The 18242-nt window shown below is 39.4% G+C and carries 15 protein-coding genes, 25 tRNA genes and 1 rRNA gene; 39 read left to right on the plus strand and 2 right to left on the minus strand.

What is annotated here, in order from left to right; translation table 11 throughout:
- Positions 1-84: 84 nt before the first annotated feature.
- The 33 genes from rrf to IGK27_RS01175 all read left to right on the plus strand — a co-directional run bounded on the left by rrf (position 85) and on the right by IGK27_RS01175 (position 11909).
- Positions 85-200, plus strand: a 5S ribosomal RNA gene (gene rrf / locus IGK27_RS01015).
- 14 nt (positions 201-214) lie between these two features.
- Positions 215-287: transfer RNA gene (locus IGK27_RS01020), tRNA-Val, on the plus strand.
- 6 nt (positions 288-293) lie between these two features.
- Positions 294-366 (plus strand) — tRNA-Lys (locus IGK27_RS01025).
- A 16-nt stretch (positions 367-382) separates the two neighbouring features.
- Positions 383-464 (plus strand) — tRNA-Leu (locus IGK27_RS01030).
- A gap of 6 nt (positions 465-470) precedes the next feature.
- A tRNA-Thr gene (locus tag IGK27_RS01035) sits at positions 471-546 on the plus strand.
- Between the two features lie 4 nt (positions 547-550).
- Positions 551-622: transfer RNA gene (locus IGK27_RS01040), tRNA-Gly, on the plus strand.
- 15 nt (positions 623-637) lie between these two features.
- A tRNA-Leu gene (locus IGK27_RS01045) sits at positions 638-723 on the plus strand.
- A 14-nt stretch (positions 724-737) separates the two neighbouring features.
- Positions 738-811: transfer RNA gene (locus IGK27_RS01050), tRNA-Arg, on the plus strand.
- A gap of 11 nt (positions 812-822) precedes the next feature.
- A tRNA-Pro gene (locus IGK27_RS01055) sits at positions 823-896 on the plus strand.
- Positions 897-909: 13 nt separating this feature from the next.
- A tRNA-Ala gene (locus IGK27_RS01060) sits at positions 910-982 on the plus strand.
- A gap of 23 nt (positions 983-1005) precedes the next feature.
- Positions 1006-1079, plus strand: a tRNA-Met gene (locus IGK27_RS01065).
- Positions 1080-1099: 20 nt separating this feature from the next.
- Positions 1100-1173 (plus strand) — tRNA-Ile (locus tag IGK27_RS01070).
- Between the two features lie 33 nt (positions 1174-1206).
- A tRNA-Ser gene (locus IGK27_RS01075) sits at positions 1207-1296 on the plus strand.
- A gap of 33 nt (positions 1297-1329) precedes the next feature.
- A tRNA-Met gene (locus IGK27_RS01080) sits at positions 1330-1403 on the plus strand.
- A 38-nt stretch (positions 1404-1441) separates the two neighbouring features.
- A tRNA-Asp gene (locus IGK27_RS01085) sits at positions 1442-1518 on the plus strand.
- A 1-nt stretch (position 1519) separates the two neighbouring features.
- Positions 1520-1590, plus strand: a tRNA-Gly gene (locus IGK27_RS01090).
- A 9-nt stretch (positions 1591-1599) separates the two neighbouring features.
- Positions 1600-1673, plus strand: a tRNA-Ile gene (locus IGK27_RS01095).
- Positions 1674-1687: 14 nt separating this feature from the next.
- Positions 1688-1759 (plus strand) — tRNA-Glu (locus tag IGK27_RS01100).
- A gap of 12 nt (positions 1760-1771) precedes the next feature.
- Positions 1772-1861 (plus strand) — tRNA-Ser (locus IGK27_RS01105).
- 33 nt (positions 1862-1894) lie between these two features.
- A tRNA-Met gene (locus IGK27_RS01110) sits at positions 1895-1968 on the plus strand.
- A 38-nt stretch (positions 1969-2006) separates the two neighbouring features.
- Positions 2007-2080 (plus strand) — tRNA-Asp (locus IGK27_RS01115).
- 5 nt (positions 2081-2085) lie between these two features.
- Positions 2086-2158, plus strand: a tRNA-Phe gene (locus IGK27_RS01120).
- A gap of 14 nt (positions 2159-2172) precedes the next feature.
- Positions 2173-2243: transfer RNA gene (locus tag IGK27_RS01125), tRNA-Gly, on the plus strand.
- A 13-nt stretch (positions 2244-2256) separates the two neighbouring features.
- Positions 2257-2330, plus strand: a tRNA-Ile gene (locus IGK27_RS01130).
- Between the two features lie 10 nt (positions 2331-2340).
- Positions 2341-2428 (plus strand) — tRNA-Ser (locus IGK27_RS01135).
- Positions 2429-2443: 15 nt separating this feature from the next.
- Positions 2444-2515 (plus strand) — tRNA-Glu (locus IGK27_RS01140).
- Between the two features lie 242 nt (positions 2516-2757).
- On the plus strand, positions 2758-3600 hold the full coding sequence (gene licT / locus IGK27_RS01145) for a BglG family transcription antiterminator LicT (RefSeq protein WP_002355181.1): 843 nt from the start codon (positions 2758-2760) through the stop codon (positions 3598-3600).
- Positions 3601-3673: 73 nt separating this feature from the next.
- Complete coding sequence (locus tag IGK27_RS01150) at positions 3674-5572, plus strand: beta-glucoside-specific PTS transporter subunit IIABC (RefSeq protein ID WP_002387875.1); 1899 nt, start codon at positions 3674-3676, stop codon at positions 5570-5572.
- A gap of 23 nt (positions 5573-5595) precedes the next feature.
- Complete coding sequence (locus IGK27_RS01155) at positions 5596-7026, plus strand: 6-phospho-beta-glucosidase (RefSeq protein WP_002379945.1); 1431 nt, start codon at positions 5596-5598, stop codon at positions 7024-7026.
- A 122-nt stretch (positions 7027-7148) separates the two neighbouring features.
- On the plus strand, positions 7149-8615 hold the full coding sequence (locus IGK27_RS01160; protein WP_002377891.1) for a glycoside hydrolase family 1 protein: 1467 nt from the start codon (positions 7149-7151) through the stop codon (positions 8613-8615).
- Positions 8616-8635: 20 nt separating this feature from the next.
- Entirely contained in the window at positions 8636-9454 is an 819-nt protein-coding gene (locus tag IGK27_RS01165; RefSeq protein ID WP_002358330.1) for a histidine phosphatase family protein, read from the plus strand.
- Between the two features lie 618 nt (positions 9455-10072).
- Positions 10073-10687: a hypothetical protein gene (locus tag IGK27_RS01170; protein WP_002377892.1), complete on the plus strand. Its 615-nt coding sequence runs from the start codon at positions 10073-10075 to the stop codon at positions 10685-10687.
- 478 nt (positions 10688-11165) lie between these two features.
- A complete protein-coding gene (locus IGK27_RS01175; protein WP_002401743.1) occupies positions 11166-11909 on the plus strand; it encodes an alpha/beta hydrolase in 744 nt (247 codons plus the stop codon).
- A gap of 17 nt (positions 11910-11926) precedes the next feature.
- Here the strand turns inward: IGK27_RS01175 and IGK27_RS01180 are convergent, their stop codons facing one another.
- Entirely contained in the window at positions 11927-12520 is a 594-nt protein-coding gene (locus IGK27_RS01180; protein ID WP_002377894.1) for a bifunctional transcriptional activator/DNA repair enzyme AdaA, read from the minus strand.
- A gap of 111 nt (positions 12521-12631) precedes the next feature.
- On the opposite strand from IGK27_RS01180, the gene IGK27_RS01185 reads away from it, so the two are divergent.
- From IGK27_RS01185 to IGK27_RS01205, 5 genes are all read left to right on the plus strand, one after another.
- Complete coding sequence (locus IGK27_RS01185) at positions 12632-13123, plus strand: methylated-DNA--[protein]-cysteine S-methyltransferase (protein ID WP_002362939.1); 492 nt, start codon at positions 12632-12634, stop codon at positions 13121-13123.
- Positions 13124-13135: 12 nt separating this feature from the next.
- Positions 13136-13648, plus strand: coding sequence for a DNA-3-methyladenine glycosylase I (locus IGK27_RS01190; RefSeq protein ID WP_002355189.1), 513 nt, complete (start codon positions 13136-13138; stop codon positions 13646-13648).
- A gap of 12 nt (positions 13649-13660) precedes the next feature.
- Positions 13661-14335: an HD domain-containing protein gene (locus IGK27_RS01195; RefSeq protein ID WP_002355190.1), complete on the plus strand. Its 675-nt coding sequence runs from the start codon at positions 13661-13663 to the stop codon at positions 14333-14335.
- Positions 14336-14477: 142 nt separating this feature from the next.
- Positions 14478-15413, plus strand: coding sequence for a cation diffusion facilitator family transporter (locus IGK27_RS01200; protein ID WP_002355191.1), 936 nt, complete (start codon positions 14478-14480; stop codon positions 15411-15413).
- A 29-nt stretch (positions 15414-15442) separates the two neighbouring features.
- Positions 15443-15856, plus strand: coding sequence for a DUF4809 family protein (locus IGK27_RS01205; RefSeq protein WP_002364994.1), 414 nt, complete (start codon positions 15443-15445; stop codon positions 15854-15856).
- A gap of 97 nt (positions 15857-15953) precedes the next feature.
- On the opposite strand, the gene fabI is transcribed toward IGK27_RS01205, so the two are convergent.
- Complete coding sequence (fabI, locus tag IGK27_RS01210; protein WP_002358338.1) at positions 15954-16706, minus strand: enoyl-ACP reductase FabI; 753 nt, start codon at positions 16704-16706, stop codon at positions 15954-15956.
- Between the two features lie 297 nt (positions 16707-17003).
- On the opposite strand from fabI, the gene fabF reads away from it, so the two are divergent.
- Positions 17004-18242: a beta-ketoacyl-ACP synthase II gene (gene fabF, locus IGK27_RS01215; RefSeq protein WP_010821341.1), complete on the plus strand. Its 1239-nt coding sequence runs from the start codon at positions 17004-17006 to the stop codon at positions 18240-18242.

Below are 18242 nucleotides of genomic sequence, written 5' to 3' on the forward strand. Positions count from 1 at the left end.
TAAAAGCAACTTGGTTATTTTGATTCAAACTTCAATCCAGTTTTGAGTGAATGAAGATTCAACTCAATAAGAAACAACACCCAGTGTGGTGGCGATAGCGAGAAGGATACACCTGTTCCCATGCCGAACACAGAAGTTAAGCTTCTTAGCGCCGATTGTAGTGAAGGGTTTCCCTTTGTGAGAGTAGGACGTCGCCACGCGAATTGTTGTTTTTGGAGGTTTAGCTCAGCTGGGAGAGCACCTGCCTTACAAGCAGGGGGTCAGCGGTTCGATCCCGTTAACCTCCATTTTTTGAGCCGTTAGCTCAGTTGGTAGAGCATCTGACTTTTAATCAGAGGGTCACAGGTTCGAGCCCTGTACGGCTCATATTCATATTTCATTTGCGGGTGTGGCGGAATTGGCAGACGCACTAGATTTAGGATCTAGCGCCGCAAGGCGTGGGGGTTCAAGTCCCTTCACCCGCATATTTAGCCGGCTTAGCTCAGTTGGTAGAGCATCTGATTTGTAATCAGAGGGTCGAGGGTTCAAGTCCTTTAGCCGGCACCATTTTGCGGAAATAGCTCAGTGGTAGAGCACCACCTTGCCAAGGTGGGGGTCGCGGGTTCGAACCCCGTTTTCCGCTTAGCCAATTCATTACGCCGGGGTGGCGGAACTGGCAGACGCACAGGACTTAAAATCCTGCGGTGAGTGATCACCGTACCGGTTCGATTCCGGTCCTCGGCATTGTTTTATATTTAGCACCCATAGCTCAACTGGATAGAGTGTTTGACTACGAATCAAAAGGTTAGGGGTTCGACTCCCTTTGGGTGCATTAGTTATATACGGGAAGTAGCTCAGCTTGGTAGAGCACTTGGTTTGGGACCAAGGGGTCGCAGGTTCGAATCCTGTCTTCCCGATAATAATTTTTATGGGGCCTTAGCTCAGCTGGGAGAGCGCCTGCTTTGCACGCAGGAGGTCAGCGGTTCGATCCCGCTAGGCTCCATTCTTATTTTAATATAAGAGTTTCGCGGTGTAGCTCAGCTGGCTAGAGCGTCCGGTTCATACCCGGGAGGTCGGGGGTTCGATCCCCTCCGCCGCGATTATACATTTGGAAGAGCCTGGACCTTTAGCTCAGTTGGTTAGAGCAGACGGCTCATAACCGTCCGGTCGTAGGTTCGAGTCCTACAAGGTCCATTGTGACGTTGTTTATAGTTTTATTTTTATCATGGAGGATTACCCAAGTCCGGCTGAAGGGAACGGTCTTGAAAACCGTCAGGCGGGTAAAACCGTGCAAGGGTTCGAATCCCTTATCCTCCTTTCTTAGGAATTAAATTTCCTTGGTCTAATTATCGCGGGGTGGAGCAGTCAGGTAGCTCGTCGGGCTCATAACCCGAAGGTCGTAGGTTCAAATCCTGCCCCCGCAATTGCTTTTGATTTCAAAAGCACATAAAAAGAAAAGTATGGTTTGGTAGTTCAGCTGGTTAGAATGCCTGCCTGTCACGCAGGAGGTCGCGGGTTCGAGTCCCGTCCAGACCGCCATGCGGGTGTAGTTTAGTGGTAAAACCACAGCCTTCCAAGCTGTTGTCGCGAGTTCGATTCTCGTCACCCGCTTTTCTTTTTGGGCCTATAGCTCAGCTGGTTAGAGCGCACGCCTGATAAGCGTGAGGTCGATGGTTCGAGTCCATTTAGGCCCATAATTTTATAAAATGGCCCGTTGGTCAAGCGGTTAAGACACCGCCCTTTCACGGCGGTAACACGGGTTCGAGTCCCGTACGGGTCATAGTTTTGTTACGGAGGATTACCCAAGTCCGGCTGAAGGGAACGGTCTTGAAAACCGTCAGGCGGGTAAAACCGTGCAAGGGTTCGAATCCCTTATCCTCCTTTCTTAGGAATTAAGTTTCCTTGGTCTAATTATCGCGGGGTGGAGCAGTCAGGTAGCTCGTCGGGCTCATAACCCGAAGGTCGTAGGTTCAAATCCTGCCCCCGCAATTGCTTTTGATTTCAAAAGCACATAAAAAGAAAAGTATGGTTTGGTAGTTCAGCTGGTTAGAATGCCTGCCTGTCACGCAGGAGGTCGCGGGTTCGAGTCCCGTCCAGACCGTTTTTGGCTCGGTAGCTCAGTTGGTAGAGCAATGGATTGAAGCTCCATGTGTCGGCAGTTCGATTCTGTCCCGCGCCATCCAAGAAAAATTTGCGGGTGTAGTTTAGTGGTAAAACCACAGCCTTCCAAGCTGTTGTCGCGAGTTCGATTCTCGTCACCCGCTTTTTTCTTATTTGGGGCCTATAGCTCAGCTGGTTAGAGCGCACGCCTGATAAGCGTGAGGTCGATGGTTCGAGTCCATTTAGGCCCATTTATTTCTTGGGGAAGTACTCAAGTGGCTGAAGAGGCGCCCCTGCTAAGGGTGTAGGTCGGGAAACCGGCGCGAGGGTTCAAATCCCTCCTTCTCCGTTTTTTCTTTTTAATGGCCCGTTGGTCAAGCGGTTAAGACACCGCCCTTTCACGGCGGTAACACGGGTTCGAGTCCCGTACGGGTCATAGTGAAGCATACAAACAGTGTTTGTATGCTTTTTTTATTTTTATTACAAAAAAATGTCGTTGAAAGCGTTGACATTTGTTGTAAATATGTTATTCTTTGGATGTAGGGATAAGTAAATAGATGGATAGTGATTGTTTAAAGACAAGCTAAACCTAATTTTTTCATGAAGCGACATATGTGTCGTTCTTTTTGAAGAAATTGGGTTTTTCTTTTTTCAACGAAACACAAAGGAGGTGGGGCATTGATTATTCACAAAATTTTAAACAATAATGTGGTTATTACATTAGATGATGATAAACGAGAGCAAATTGTTATGGGCAAAGGAATTGCTTTTAAGAAACGCATTGGGGATTGGGTTCCTGATGAAAGTATCGATCAAGTTTTTTATTTAGCCAATCAAGAAACATCACTTAAGTTTCAAGAATTGTTAGGAAATATTCCTTTAGAGATGATGAAACTCTCGGATGACATTATTGTTTATGCAAAATCAACGTTGAAAAAGAGTTTGAATGATACCATTTATATTTCTCTGACGGATCATTTGTACACAGCTTTAGAAAGAAAAAAACAAGGAATTGCAATTAAGAATTTATTATTATGGGATATTAAACGTTTTTTTCCTGAAGAGTACGAAGTAGGAGTAAATGCTTTAAAAATGGTACAAAAGCGCGTAGGAATGGAATTGTCAACGGATGAGGCAGGTTTTATCGCATTGCACTTGGTAAATGCGGAGATGGAGGAAGAAGTCGGTAATATTTACGAATTGACAAAGTTGATGCAAGAGATTACAAATATCGTCAAATACTATTTTAAGGTAAGTTTTGATGAAGACTCTGTCTACTTTTATCGATTTAGCACACATTTAAAATTTTTCTGTTATCGCTTATTACACCAACGTGAAGTTGTCGAAAATGATGATGAAGAACTGTATGCGGTAATTAAAAAGAAATATCTCAACGCCTATCGTTGCGTGGAAAAGATCAGCTTGTATTTAAATGAGAACTATGACTATCAAGTTTCAAATGAAGAACGCTTGTACCTAACGATTCACATTGCACGAATTGTACAAACAACGGAACAATAAACGCACCACTTTGGATAGTGACATTCAGTTGGCTAAACCTTCAAATGAAAATAAATTTTTGGAGGAAAAAAAGATGGGAAAATATCATGAACTAGCAGAAAAAATTGTAAAAAATGTCGGTGGGCAAGAGAATATTAATAGTTTGACACATTGTATCACACGTCTTCGCTTCAAATTAAAAGATGAGAGTCAAGCGAATGATGATGTCTTAAAAAATATGGACGGTGTGGTAACTGTTATGAAAAGCGGTGGACAATACCAAGTCGTTATTGGGAACCATGTTCCAGCCGTTTACGAAGAAGTAGTTAGTATTGCAGGCTTGTCAGGAGAACGTGAAGAAGAAGCTTCCAGTGGAAATTTATTTGATCGCTTAATAGATATTTTAAGTGGTTGTTTCCAACCCTTTTTAGGGGCGTTAGCAGCGGCTGGGATGGTTAAAGGGTTAAATGCCTTATTGGTTTTCTTAAAGCTCTATACGGCTACGTCAGGGACTTATACCATGTTAAATGGGATTGGCGATGCAATTTTCTACTTTATGCCAGTTATTTTAGGTTATACAGCAGCTAAAAAATTCCGGTTGCATCCAATGGTAGGGATCGTGATTGGTGCAGCTTTATGTTACCCAACGATTCAAGGAAGTGCATTACAAACGGCCTTTGAAACAACAGCGGGTGCCGGAGCCGCAGCACCGTATAATTTATTCGGCTTACCTGCCTATAATACATTTATGGGGATCCCTTGGGTCGGTGCGAACTATACAAGTAGTGTCGTACCAATCATCTTCATTATTGCTTTTGCGGCACAAGTTCAAAAAGTGTTTAAACGTATTATTCCAGAAGTTGTTCAAACGTTCTTAGTACCGTTTTTCGTCTTGTTGATTGCCTTACCAATTGGTTTCTTAGTAATTGGGCCAATCGTTAGCATGCTAACAGATTTATTAAGCGCTGGCTTTACAGCATTAATGAGTTTCTCACCAGCTTTGTATGGTTTGATTCTTGGTTTCTTCTGGCAAGTCTTAGTTATTTTTGGTTTACATTGGAGCGTTGTGCCATTAGCTATTATGCAAGTGACACAAGAAGGTTCAAGCCAAGTATTAACGGGATCATTTGCAGCTAGTTTTGCGCAAACAGCGGTTGTTTTAGCGATGTTCTTCAAATTGAAAGATAAAAAGTTAAAAGCTTTGTGTCCGCCAGCAATTATCTCTGGTATTTTTGGTGTAACAGAGCCAGCAATTTATGGAATCACTTTACCAAAAAAATGGCCATTTATTTATTCAATGATTGGTGGCGCTGTCGGTGGTTTATATTTGATGATCAACAATGTGACAGCTTATACAATGGGTGGTTTAGGAATTTTCGGTGTGCTAAACTTTATCAATGGTGATGATGCAAGTGGGATGATTCAGTCCTTTATTGCAATTGCCATTGCAGCGGTCGTTGGTTTTGGTCTAACATTCTTCTTCTGGAAAGACGATACAGTTGAGGAAGAAGAAGTGATTATTGATAAAACAACGATTAAAAAAGAAAATATTACAAGTCCAGTCAAAGGACGAGTGTTATCTTTAAAAAATGCAGAGGATCCTGCTTTTGCAAATGGAGCATTAGGAAATGGGGTCGTGATTGAACCAACGGAAGGCAAAGTGGTTGCACCCTTTGATGGAACGATTGTCACACTATTCCCAACAAAACATGCATTAGGTTTGATTTCAGATAACGGCACAGAATTATTGATTCATATTGGGATTGATACAGTTCAATTAGAAGGCGAAGGCTTTGAAGCTTTTGTAAAACAAGGTGACCGCGTGAAAAAAGGTCAAACATTAGTAACCTTTGATTTAGAAGGAATTAAAAAAGCTGGGTTTAGTACACAAATTCCAATCGTTGTGACGAATACAGCGGATTATTTAGATATTTTGGAAGTCGGCAGTAATGAAGTTTCAACAAGCGATGATTTGCTGACCGCTTTAATATAAAAAGATGTGGAGGAAGAGAATTTATGGCATTTAGAAAAGACTTTTTATGGGGTGGCGCAACAGCAGCCAATCAATGTGAAGGTGGCTATAACGAAGGCGGACGCGGTTTGGCAAACGTCGATTTAGCGCCAACGGGTCCAGATCGTTTTCCAGTAATCACTGGTGAAAAGAAAATGTTTAACTTTGATGAGGAACATTTCTATCCTGCACAAGAGGCGATTGATATGTATCATCGCTATAAAGAAGATATCGCCTTATTTGGTGAAATGGGTTTTAAAACATACCGTTTATCCATTGCTTGGAGTCGAATTTTTCCAATGGGAGATGAAACAGAGCCGAATGAAGAAGGCTTGAAGTTCTATGAAGACTTATTCAAAGAATGTCATAAATATGGGATTGAGCCACTAGTAACGATTACACACTTTGACTGCCCAATGCACTTAGTGGAAGAATATGGCGCTTGGCGTAGTCGTAAGTTAGTAGGTTTCTATGAAAATCTTTGCCGTGTAATTTTCAACCGATATAAAGGATTAGTCAAATATTGGTTAACATTTAACGAAATTAATATGATTTTACATGCACCATTTATGGGAGCAGGTCTATACTTTGAAGAAGGCGAAAACAAAGAACAAGTGAAATACCAAGCGGCCCATCATGAACTACTAGCAAGTGCAATTGCGACAAAAATTGCTCATGAGGTAGATCCTGAAAACCAAATAGGTTGTATGTTAGCGGCTGGTTCCAACTACGCTTATACTTGTAAACCAGAAGATGTTTTCGCTGCTCGACAAGCAGATCGTGAAAATTATTTCTTTATTGATGTCCAATCACGTGGGGAATACCCTGCGTATGCTTTAAAAGAAATGGCCCGTAAAGGTATTCAAATTGAAATGGAAGAAGGCGACGAAGAACTTTTAAAAGAACATACGGTGGACTTCATTTCGTTCTCTTATTATTCTTCTCGTGTCACATCAACAGATCCAGAAATTAATGAGCAAACAGCTGGTAACATCTTTGCCTCTGTGAAAAATCCTTATTTAAAAGCTAGTGAATGGGGTTGGCAAATTGATCCACTTGGTTTGAGAATTACGATGAATGACTTATATGATCGTTATCAAAAACCACTATTCATTGTTGAAAATGGCTTAGGAGCGGTAGATACACCAGACGAAAATGGTTATGTAGTCGATGATTATCGTATCGATTATTTGGCGGCGCATATTCAAGCGATGAAAGATGCCGTTGAACAAGATGGTGTCGACTTGTTAGGCTATACGACTTGGGGCTGTATTGATTTAGTATCAGCTGGAACAGGTGAAATGAAAAAACGCTATGGCTTTATCTATGTGGATCGCGATAACGAAGGAAATGGTACGTTAAAACGAAGCAAGAAGAAATCGTTTGATTGGTACAAAAAAGTAATCGCAACAAATGGTGAAGATTTAAGTAATTAATAAAATTAGCAACTATTAAAGGGCGTTTGACGTTGGCAGAAAAAACAAGGACTCTTCTGCCAGCGTCAATTCCCTTGATGGTTTCTTTGTTATGCCTAAAAACAGAGGGAAAGAGGGATTTTATGGGATTTCCAGAAAATTTTTTATGGGGCGGTGCAACAGCTGCTAACCAATATGAAGGTGGCTACCTTTCAGGAGGCAAAGGTCTGAGTACATTAGATGCAATTACTGGTGGTAGTCAAACAGAACCGCGACGGATTACGTATTTAACTAAAGAGGGCCAAAAAGCTTCGTGTACGCGCGATCAAGCATTACCCGAAGGAGCGATTGGTTATATCGATGAAGAGTTATACTACCCTAGTCATGTAGCGACGGACTTTTACCATCATTACGAAGAAGATATCGCCTTATTTGCAGAAATGGGTTTCAAATGTTTTCGGCTGTCTATCGCCTGGAGCCGGATTTGCCCAAATGGAACAAAAGAGATTAATGAAGAAGGCTTAGCCTTTTATGATAAAGTTTTTGATACTTTGCTGCGCCATGGAATTGAGCCCGTTGTGACGATTAACCATTTTGATATTCCGATGTATTTGGCCGATGAATATGATGGTTGGAAAAATCGTGAAGTGATTGATTTCTTTGTTTTCTTTTGCGAAACCATTTTTACACGTTACCAGGATAAAGTGAAGTATTGGATGACTTTTAATGAAATTAATTTTTTAAGAAGTTGGACGCAAATTGGGATTCACAATAATGATAAACAAAGTAAATATCAAGCAGTGCATCATCTATTTGTAGCAAGTGCGAAAGCAGTTGAATTAGGACATTCCATCAATCCAGATTTCCAAATTGGTATGATGGTGGCTTATATTCCAAGTTATCCTTTGTCCTGCAAACCTGAGGACGTGATGGCAGCTGTTCAATTTAACCGAGAGCAAGAATTTTATATGGATGTCCAGGCTAAGGGCTATTATCCAGCGCATAAGCTCAAAGAATTTGAGCGTGAAGGAATGACAATTCAAATGGAGTCAGAGGATTTAGCGATTATTCAAAAAGGAACAGTTGATTATATCGGGTTTAGTTATTATATGTCGACCGTTTCGACTGCTTATCCCGAAGAAGTAAAATATGTCGGAGGCAACCAAATGCCTGCGGTTAAAAATCCTTATTTGCAAGAATCTGAATGGGGCTGGGCTGTCGATCCTTTAGGGTTAAGAATTTCATTGTGTCAGTTGTCAGATCGTTACAATATGCCATTGTTTGTGGTTGAAAACGGGTTTGGTGCGGTGGATACATTGCAAGAGGATGGCTCGATTGTCGACGATTACCGCATTGATTATTTTAAACAACATATTGAAGCCATGAGAACCGCAGTAGAAGAAGACGGGGTTAACTTAATTGGTTATACGCCATGGGGTTGTATTGACTTAGTTTCAGCAGGGACTGGCGAAATGAAAAAACGTTACGGCTTTATCTATGTAGACATGGATGACCAAGGTCAGGGAACCTTGAAACGAACTAAGAAAAAATCATTTAATTGGTACAAACAAGTTATCGCTAGTAATGGTGAAAACTTAACAACTGAGTAGAAAATGAGGGGAAATAAAAAATGAAAAAACGATTGACGATTGTGGGGATGCTTTTTCTGGCCATTTTAGTAATGGTTGGTTGTGGTAAAAATCAGCAAGCAACGACAAAAGAAAAAGAGACAAAACCTGAAGAACTAACTCTTTACATTGTGCGCCATGGAAAAACCATGTTAAATACGACGGACCGCGTACAAGGATGGTCAGATGCGGTCTTAACACCAGAAGGTGAAAAAGTTGTGACAGCAACTGGGATTGGCCTGAAAGATGTTGCCTTTCAAAATGCATATAGTAGTGATAGTGGCCGCGCCTTGCAAACTGCTCAACTTATTTTAGATCAAAATAAAGCAGGCAAAGACCTTGAAGTCGTGCGTGACCCAGATTTACGTGAATTTAATTTTGGTAGCTATGAAGGGGATTTAAACAAGACAATGTGGCAGGATATTGCTGATGATCAAGGTGTTTCCTTAGAAGAATTTATGAAAAACATGACTCCTGAATCCTTTGCCAACAGCGTAGCTAAACTGGATCAACAGCGCGAGGAAAGCAAGAATAACTGGCCTGCAGAAGACTATGCTACAATTACCAAACGTTTGAAAAAAGGCTTAGATAAAATTGTTGCCACAGAATCAGCCAATCCCGGGAATGGCAATGTTTTAGTGGTCTCTCATGGCTTGAGTATTTCAGCGTTGTTAGCAACTTTATTTGATGATTTTAAAGTCCCAGAAGGCGGTTTGAAGAATGCTAGTGTCACAACAATTCATTACAAAAATGGCGAGTATACTTTGGATAAAGTCAATGATGTCAGCTACTTAGAAGCAGGCGAAAAAGAATCAAAATGATCTAAGGCATCGAGAAACAGTCTATTTAGGAGTTGGTGGAGCAACAGAAGGGTTGCTTCACCAACTCCTGTTGTTTTTTTATTAAAAGTGAAGGCTTACCTCATCACATTTTTAAATAGAAGTGGTTCGAGCTCAAAAATGATTTATCGCATAACTATGCTGACTAGATTTTGGACCGTTTTTTTACTAACTGAATAAAAGCATGTTCTGATGGGGTATTTTTACATTTATATTAAGTGAAAATTAGAAATTATTTTTTTAATTAGTGAATCAACTATTAAATAAATAGAATGAAAACATTGTGACATGTATCTGTTAAAAACCAGTCCTTTTTATGACTATTGTTGTTTTAGTTAATGAAATAGGTTGTTATTTATTATCTAAATTGTATAAGGCTGTTACTATGTTTGCTTATATTAGTAATGTGTCCCTATAAAATAGAATAATAGCTATGTCTATTTAAAATAGTGTATGCTACTATTTTTTACAACAGACAAATTTATGAAAGGGAGGGAATTGATGAAGAAAGTACCATAGTATGTTTGTTGATCAGCAAAAATTAACAGTTGTTAGGTATTAAAAAATCGGATATCAAAGTAAAAGGAGGAGCTTTAAATTATGAAAAATAAATTTTTAATTTCTGTAGCTGTCTTAGGCATTTTAGGAATGACTATAATTCCTATGAGAGCTTTAGCAACCGACTCAACAAGTATTTTGGATTTTGGAGTTGTTTCAGTAGATAAAATTAATGAAACAATTACGGATATTGAAAATGAATATGGAACTTTAGATAAGGAAATGTTGCAGGCTAGTGAAAAATTAGAAGGCTATTTCGATACTGTTAATGGTGTTCTTGTAATTAACACAGATGTTGAGACTTTAGCTTCGGATTTAAATATTTCAGTTTCGGATGCGCAATTGATGATTGATGCTACAAATGAAATTGATTTAAATACACCACAATTATCCAGATTTGTAGGTGTATATATTAATTTAGGACCAAAAGTAAGAAAAATGAATGCATGGGCAGCTGGCGCATTTGTAGGTGGATATGTGGGCTGGTATGCCAAGCAATTTGCAGCAGCAGGACCAGTCGGTGCAGGTGTAGCAGCAGTTATAACAGCTGGAGCAGCTGCAACAGCAAAATGGGCAGTAGAAAACGGAATTAGAAGAATAAGTTTAGGGAAATATATCGGTGGCTGGAATTGGAACTATACAATTAATATTCCTTAGAGAGAAGTGTTAGAATGGCGAGGAAGCAATGGTTTATTGTTAAGTCAATGTTACTATCATTCCTTATTTTGGGAGTCCTTTCCTTTATTTTCAAAGAATATATTTTTGAAAATGTTGGTTTATTAAGGGCTTCGTTAGCTCTGATAGTATTTTTCATTGGCGAGTATATCTATTTAGACTATACTTTATCAAATAACAGGGCTTTATTGATCTGTTCGGTGTTGATATTTCTGCTTTCAGCTTCATTGTTATTTTAATAAGGGAAGTGTAGGAAAAATAAATGATGATTTGAGACGGTTATTATCAGCTACTTAGAAGCAGGCGAAAAAGAATCAAAATAATCTAAGTCATCGAGAAACGGTCTAGTTAGGAGTTGGTGGAGCAAGAAAAGGGTTGCTTTACCAACTCCTATTGTTGTGTTCTTTTTTTATTAAAGGTAGAATCAGAAAGAAGAATTTTTTCATTGGGAGGAAATGAGATGAAAAATAGAACAAAATCACGTTGGAAAAAAATTGTCCTAGGACTTGGGCTTTTTTTAGTAATCTTAGTCATCGGTTTGACTATTTTTATTAAAAATAGTACGTATCAAGCAACCGATTCGGCCTTAAAAATAAGTCAAAGTGCCACGCAAGAAAAAAACTATGATTATTACACAAACGGGCAAAAAAATGATACAGCACTGATTTTTTATCCAGGTGCATTGGTTGCGCCCGCTAGTTATAGTGAATGGGCGCAAGAAGTTGCTACGAAAGGTTATGATGTCTATATTGTTCATTTTCCTTTGAATTTAGCGGTTCTTGCACCAAATGCTGCAGAACAAATTATAAAGGATCATCCACAACAAAACTTCGTTTTGGCTGGACATTCTCTGGGTGGTGTGATGGCTAGTCGTTTTGTAGCGGAAAATGAGCAACGAATCAAAGGCATGATTTATTTAGCCAGCTATCCTGACGAAAAAGGTGCACTAAACAAGCAAGATCTGCCGGTTCTGTCAATAACAGCTACAAACGATGGTGTTTTAAATTGGACTAGCTATCAAAAAGCCAAACAGTTCTTGCCGAAAGATACGCAGTATGTATCTATCAAAGGTGGTAACCATGCAGGGTTTGGTAATTACGGTGTCCAAAAAGGAGACAACAAAGCGACAATTTCTAACGAGCAACAGCAAATAGAAATCAGTCAATTGATTGTAGCGTGGCTACAATTACGCCCCAATAAATAATCCGATGAGCCGAAATGTTATTTTTTCGGCTCATTTTTACTGCGATAAACAGAGGGGGTTACGCCTGATTCTTTTTTAAAAGTGGTGGCAAAATATGCTGCGGTTTGGAAGCCAACTTTTTTCGCGATTTGTTGAATCGTAAGGGGTGAATGGAGAAGCAATTCTTGGGCTTGCCTAATTCGGATACTTGTTAAATAAGCTAATGGGGTTTGTTTTGTCTGTTCCTTAAAGGTTCGCTGCAAATGAAAGGGACTACCGTGGCAGGCTTGCGCTAAATAGTCTAAACTTAAAGGTTCCGCTGAATGCAGATCAATAAATTGCTTAATTTGAGCAACCCATTCCTCGTTAGGAACGACTTGCCCGGTTGGTTGACATCTTTTACATGGACGAAAACCAAGTGTTAAAGCTTCCTGAGCCGTTTTGAAGATCAGAACGTGGTTCTTGTTGGGCACACGGGAAGGGCACGAAGGACGACAAAAAATTTTAGTTGTGGTCACACCATAAAAAAAATCACCATCAAATTGCGTATTATTATTTTGAATGGCTTCCCAACGTTTCTGAGTAAGTCGATACGTTGTTTTCATTGTAAGCACACCTCCCGTTTTCTTCATTGTAAAAGAATCCCTAATAAAAACAAGTAAAAAGTGATAGGAGCGCAAGATTTTGAAAGCCAAAAGAATTATAATGAAGATAAGAAAAACACGAGAAAGAAGTGTAGAAATATGGCAAAAAAGATTTATTATGCGCAACAAGAATGGCAGAACGATCACTATTATCTTGGTGTGACAGACGCTGGACTAGCTTTTGTAGGTTCAGCCAATCAATCGATAGAAGAACTGAAAAACTGGTATCCTCAAGCACAATTAGAAGCTTCTGAAAAGAAAACTGCGCCTTATAAAGAAGCACTAATAAGTTATCTTAACCAACATTCGACAACGTTTGCTTGCCCCATAGACATCGAAGGAACGCCCTTTCAAAAAGAAGTTTGGCAGGCGTTGCAAGAAATACCTTATGGTGAGACAATAACCTATCAAGAAATTTCAGAAAAAATTGGGCGTCCACGTGCGGTTCGAGCAGTTGGCACAGCGATTGGGAAAAATCCTTTATTAATGGTCATTCCTTGCCATCGAGTCATCGGCAGCAAGGGACAATTAACCGGTTACCGTGGTGGTTTAGCAATGAAACAAGCATTATTAACATTTGAACAGTCTTAAAAGGAGGCGGCGATGAACAACTATCAATGGTATACAGAACAATGGGGAAAACCTACAAGAGAGGATGATTTGCTGTTTTTATTGTTGACGGTGGGTGTTTTTCAAGTTGGTTTAAGTTGGAAAGCAGCAGCAGGGAAAAAAGTAGCATTCATGAAAAATTTTTGCCAAATGAAGCCGGAAAAAGTTGCCGCGCTGTTGCCTGACGAAGTCGATCGAATAGTAGCTGATCCAGATATGATTCGCAATCGGCGCAAAATTGAAGCAACCATTAAAAATGCGCAAGCAATTTTAAAAGTACAAGAAGAATTTGGCAGTTTTGCCAATTATCTATGGCAATTTGTAAAAAACGTCCCCGTTTTATCTATTTATGAAGAAGCATACCAAGTCCCACGCACACAGCTTTTGTCAGATAACGTAGCAAAAGACTTAAAAAAAAGAGGATTTTCTTTTGTAGGTCCGATTGTCACCAATATGTTTCTGAAAGCTAGCGGGATTATCCAGGTGGAAATTTTAAATCCAGAATAAAGGAGTGTTAGGATGTTTGAAAATGAATCTCTTAGTTTTGAAGAACAAACAATTATTCAAGCAGCAGAGCGTTATGTTCAACAAGAATTAGCCAACGAAGCAAGTGGCCATGACTGGTGGCATATTTATCGGGTGACACAATTAGCAAAAACAATTGCAGAGAAAGAACAAGCAAATTTATTTTTATGTATATTAACAGCATTGTTACATGATATTGGCGATGAAAAATTTAACGAAAGTGAAGAGGCTGGCTTACTAAAGGTGCAACAATGGTTGGAAGCAAATAACGTATCAACAGAGCAAACGAATCACATCCTTTCCATTATTGCTAATATGTCCTTTAAAGGAGGAAATACTGGGAAAACAGTCACTACATTAGAAGGAAAAGTGGTCCAGGATGCGGATCGATTAGATGCCATCGGTGCGATTGGAATTGCACGGGTGATGGCTTATTCGGGAAATAAAGGCCGTTTAATTCACGATCCTCACAAACAACCTCGTGAACAGTTAACCCAAGAAGAATACCGGAATGGGGAAGATACTGCTATTATGCATTTTTACGAGAAACTTTTAAAGTTAAAGGAACAAATGAATACAAATTATGGTCGCTTATTGGCGGAAAAGCGTCATCAATTTATGGAACTTTATCTGGAGGAATTTTATCAAGAGTGGGATGGACACCGATAAATGAGGGCCAACTAAAACAGTCAGTACATTTCTTTTTGAATTTTAAGAGAACTCTTTTTTACAAATACCTCAGAAGTGGTAAAATGATGGATGAATAAACGGGTGGTTTATCTTAGTTTTACGTTACATATAGGAGGTAATTATGGAGACAAAAAAATCGAGTGGCATGTTTGCAGTTATTGCCGCACTGATTGCGAATATTTTAGTAGCGATTAGTAAATTTGTTGGTTTTGCTTTAAGTGGTAGTACCGCTATGATGAATGAAAGTATCCACAGTGTCGTGGACTGTAGTAATCAGGTGTTATTACTTTTTGGGAATAAGCGCGCTTCTCGTGGGCAAAGTGCGTTACATCAATTTGGAGAAGGCCGTGCAAAATACTTTTTTAGTACAATTGTTGCAACGATGCTCTTTTTTGGTGGGGGCGCGTTAGGCGTAATGGAGGCTATTCAGAAGTTACTGCATCCCTCTCATGAAGTAGAAAATGTGGCTATTGTCATTGGTATTTTAATTTTTGGTTTGCTTGTGGAAGGTAGCTCTTTGCGTGTAGCGATGAAAGAAATCAAAGAATTGAATACAGAGAAGTTATCGCTCTTAAAATTTTTGCGAGAAAGTCGTCACAGTGAAATTTTAATTATTTTTACGGAAGACTTTTGTGCGGTTATTGGTTTGTGTTTAGCTTTGGTGGGAACCCTTTTAACAATGGTAACTGGGATTGCTGCATTTGATGCTATCAGTGGTTTACTGATTGGTTTGCTATTAATGTGTGCAGCCATTTTCTTAGCGAAAGAATTTTATAGTTTGATTATAGGCGAAAGTGTGACCGCTACAGATTTAGCAAAAATTAAAACCGCATTTGATCGGGCGGATGTTGAAAAACTAATTGATGTAAAAACCGTTCATTTAGGCCCAACTGAAATTTTAGTAGCGGCAAAAATTGATGTGGTAGAACCAATGGAAGAAGATGCACCTGATGTTGTGAATGCGATTGAACGAGATATTCGTAGTAAAATGCCTGATAAAAAAATCTATATCTATATTGAAGTTGACGATTATGATGTGAATTACGTTCGTAAATAACAAATGAAAGAATAACTTTAAAAAACAATATGGGGGAAGAAACGATGCAAGAGGCAATTATAACAAGTACAGTAGATTTAACCAGTGGTGGTTGTAACGCCTGTGGTTTAGTGGAAGATACCGTCTACACATTAGCAATGAATGGAGTGGACATTCCGTTAGATGGCTTGACAGTTGCTCATCTAGTTTCTGCTGTTGTTGCCAGAAATGGATTTAAACAGGAGCTACAAATGGATATGCTAGATGACGAATATATCCTTTATCGAAAAGAAGACACAGCAGTAACCTTTAAAGAAGCGTACAATCATTTAAGCTACGATAACGGTTCTGAAAAAATCCAATCTAAAAATAAACTGGAAGATTTATCAAAACTTTTTGAACAAGTTAATCAAATCCTAACAACTGTTTTTGGAATTGAAACTGTCAATTTTATTATAGAATAAAGTAAAAAATAGAACAGAAATTGGACAATCAATGAGTGAAAGAGATTGTCCAATTTCTGTTTTTTAATGTATAAATAGAAATAAAGACAAAAAATGATTAAGTTAAGTGAACGCCTTTATCGACATAAATGATGTCACCGACCACACCACTAGCTAGCTCACTGACTAAAAAGGCACAAGTGTTTCCGACTTCTTCAATGGTTACACCTGTTTTATCTGGTGTCCGCTCATTAGAAATACTAATCAATTGATCGTAGTCTTTTACACCAGTCACAGCCAATGTTTTAATCGCTCCTGCGGAGATTCCGTTGACACGAATTTTATCTGCAGCTAATTCAAAAGCTAGATATTTCACGGCAGTTTCTAAAGATGCTTTAGCAATCCCCATCATATTATAGTTAGGAATCGCACGTTCGGAACCTAAATACGTCAATGTGACAATTCCTGAACCAGGATTTAACAAAGGTTTCGCATAATGAGTGACTGCTAAAAGAGAGTAGCTACTAATATCTTGTGCTAATAGGAAACCATCACGAGTGATGTCACTAACGTTTCCAGACAATTCTTCTTTTTTGGCAAAAGCAATCGCATGGACTAGTCCATCGATCGTGCCCACTTCATTTTTAATTGTTTCAAAGGCTGCTTGAATGGACGCATCAGAAGCAACATCGCACTCCACCAACAAATCATTTTCATCTGCTAATTTAACCACTTGCTTTTTCATGCGTTCGTTTTGATACGTATAAATAACATTGGCCCCTTGATCTTTTAATGCTTTAGCACAGCCCCAAGCAATACTTTTTTTGTTGGCAACACCCATTACGACGACATTCTTATTTTGTAAAAACATATAAAATCTCCTTTAATAAAAAATTTTTGTTGATAGAATAGGCTTTTCTTCATCAAAATGTAAAAGTTACATTTATTGAGTTGACGAATAAAATTTCAACTGGTATTATCTGTGTGAGAATGATAACAAAATCTTCTCAATTTTCTAATCTTGAAAAAAACAGACATTTTTCCTGATGTCTGAATTATTAACCAAAATACTTTGAAAGTCAAACTATTTTTCTTATTTTTTGAGAAAAAGTGCTGGAAACCGCATGAAATAATAGTTTGATAATCAAAATAAACTCGGAGGTACAGTATGAAAAGAGTGGTCATAACCGGCATGGGTGCCGTAACACCATTAGGCAATACCGTAAAAGAATTTTGGCATAATCTAGTGGATGGCAAGCTAGGAATTGGCAAAATTACTAAATTTGATTCTGAAGATACTGGGGTGGCTTTGGCTGGTGAAGTGAAAGAGTTTGACCCAAGTGCTGTTTTAGAACGCAAAGAGCAAAAAAGAATGGACTTATTTTCTCAATATGGCTTGGTCGCTGCTTTAGAAGCGTGGGAAATGAGTGGTTTAACAGAAGCAACGATTGACCCGACTCGTTTAGGTGTGATTGTCGGTAGTGGGATTGGCGGGATGACTACCTTACAAGACCAAGTACGGGTAATGGATAAAAAAGGCGCAAAACGTGTAACACCATTTTTCGTGCCCATGGTAATTGCTAATATGGCAGCGGGAAATATTTCGATTCGTTTAGGTGCAAAAGGACCTTCTCAAACTATCGTGACTGCTTGTGCTTCTGCGACGAATGCGATTGGTGAAGCTTTTCGCACGATTAAATATGGTTTAGCGGACATGATGGTAACTGGTGGGACAGAAGCCACAGTATGTGAAATTGGGATTGCAGGCTTTGCAGCATTGAATGCTTTAAATACAACAGAAGATGCGACTCGGGCTTCGATTCCTTTTGATAAAGAACGAAAAGGTTTTGTGATGGGTGAAGGCGCAGGAATGCTGGTTTTAGAAGAACTCGAGCATGCACAGAAACGTGGCGCAACTATCTACGGCGAAATTGTTGGCTATGGCAGCAACTGTGATGCTAGCCACATGACCGCTCCTTTAAAAGACGGTAGTGGCGCGGCGGCTGCGATGGAAATGGCGATTGCAGAAGCAGGGATTACGCCGGAACAAATTGGGTATATCAATGCTCATGGTACGTCAACCCCAGCGAATGACGCTGCGGAAACAACGGCCATCAAACGTGTCTTTGGTGAGCGAGCATCGCAAATTCCAATTTCAAGTACAAAGAGTATGACTGGACATTTATTGGGCGCGGCTGGCGGTATCGAAGCGATCGCTTGTGTGCAAACATTGCAAGAAGGAAAAGCTCATCCGACAATAGGCTACCAAGTTGCTGATCCAGATTGTGATTTAGATTATGTCACAGAAGGTGCACGTGACATTACAGCGGACTATACAATTAGTAATTCGTTTGGCTTTGGTGGCCATAATGGTGTAATTTGCTTGAAGAAATGGGAGGAAAACTAG

This window comes from Enterococcus sp. DIV0236, assembly GCF_050558525.1.
GTDB classification, from domain to species: domain Bacteria; phylum Bacillota; class Bacilli; order Lactobacillales; family Enterococcaceae; genus Enterococcus; species Enterococcus faecalis.

Bases quoted from the DNA above. Each gene is read 5' to 3' on its own strand.
- IGK27_RS01155 (WP_002379945.1), top strand. From the start codon at position 5,596: ATGGCATTTAGAAAAGACTTTTTATGGGGTGGCGCAACAGCAGCCAAT.
- fabI (WP_002358338.1), bottom strand. From the start codon at position 16,706: ATGTTTTTACAAAATAAGAATGTCGTCGTAATGGGTGTTGCCAACAAA.
- fabF (WP_010821341.1), top strand. From the start codon at position 17,004: ATGAAAAGAGTGGTCATAACCGGCATGGGTGCCGTAACACCATTAGGC.
- IGK27_RS01175 (WP_002401743.1), top strand. From the start codon at position 11,166: ATGAAAAATAGAACAAAATCACGTTGGAAAAAAATTGTCCTAGGACTT.
- IGK27_RS01190 (WP_002355189.1), top strand. From the start codon at position 13,136: ATGAACAACTATCAATGGTATACAGAACAATGGGGAAAACCTACAAGA.
- IGK27_RS01150 (WP_002387875.1), top strand. From the start codon at position 3,674: ATGGGAAAATATCATGAACTAGCAGAAAAAATTGTAAAAAATGTCGGT.
- IGK27_RS01170 (WP_002377892.1), top strand. From the start codon at position 10,073: ATGAAAAATAAATTTTTAATTTCTGTAGCTGTCTTAGGCATTTTAGGA.
- IGK27_RS01165 (WP_002358330.1), top strand. From the start codon at position 8,636: ATGAAAAAACGATTGACGATTGTGGGGATGCTTTTTCTGGCCATTTTA.
- IGK27_RS01195 (WP_002355190.1), top strand. From the start codon at position 13,661: ATGTTTGAAAATGAATCTCTTAGTTTTGAAGAACAAACAATTATTCAA.
- IGK27_RS01185 (WP_002362939.1), top strand. From the start codon at position 12,632: ATGGCAAAAAAGATTTATTATGCGCAACAAGAATGGCAGAACGATCAC.
- IGK27_RS01205 (WP_002364994.1), top strand. From the start codon at position 15,443: ATGGGGGAAGAAACGATGCAAGAGGCAATTATAACAAGTACAGTAGAT.
- IGK27_RS01200 (WP_002355191.1), top strand. From the start codon at position 14,478: ATGGAGACAAAAAAATCGAGTGGCATGTTTGCAGTTATTGCCGCACTG.
- IGK27_RS01180 (WP_002377894.1), bottom strand. From the start codon at position 12,520: ATGAAGAAAACGGGAGGTGTGCTTACAATGAAAACAACGTATCGACTT.
- IGK27_RS01160 (WP_002377891.1), top strand. From the start codon at position 7,149: ATGGGATTTCCAGAAAATTTTTTATGGGGCGGTGCAACAGCTGCTAAC.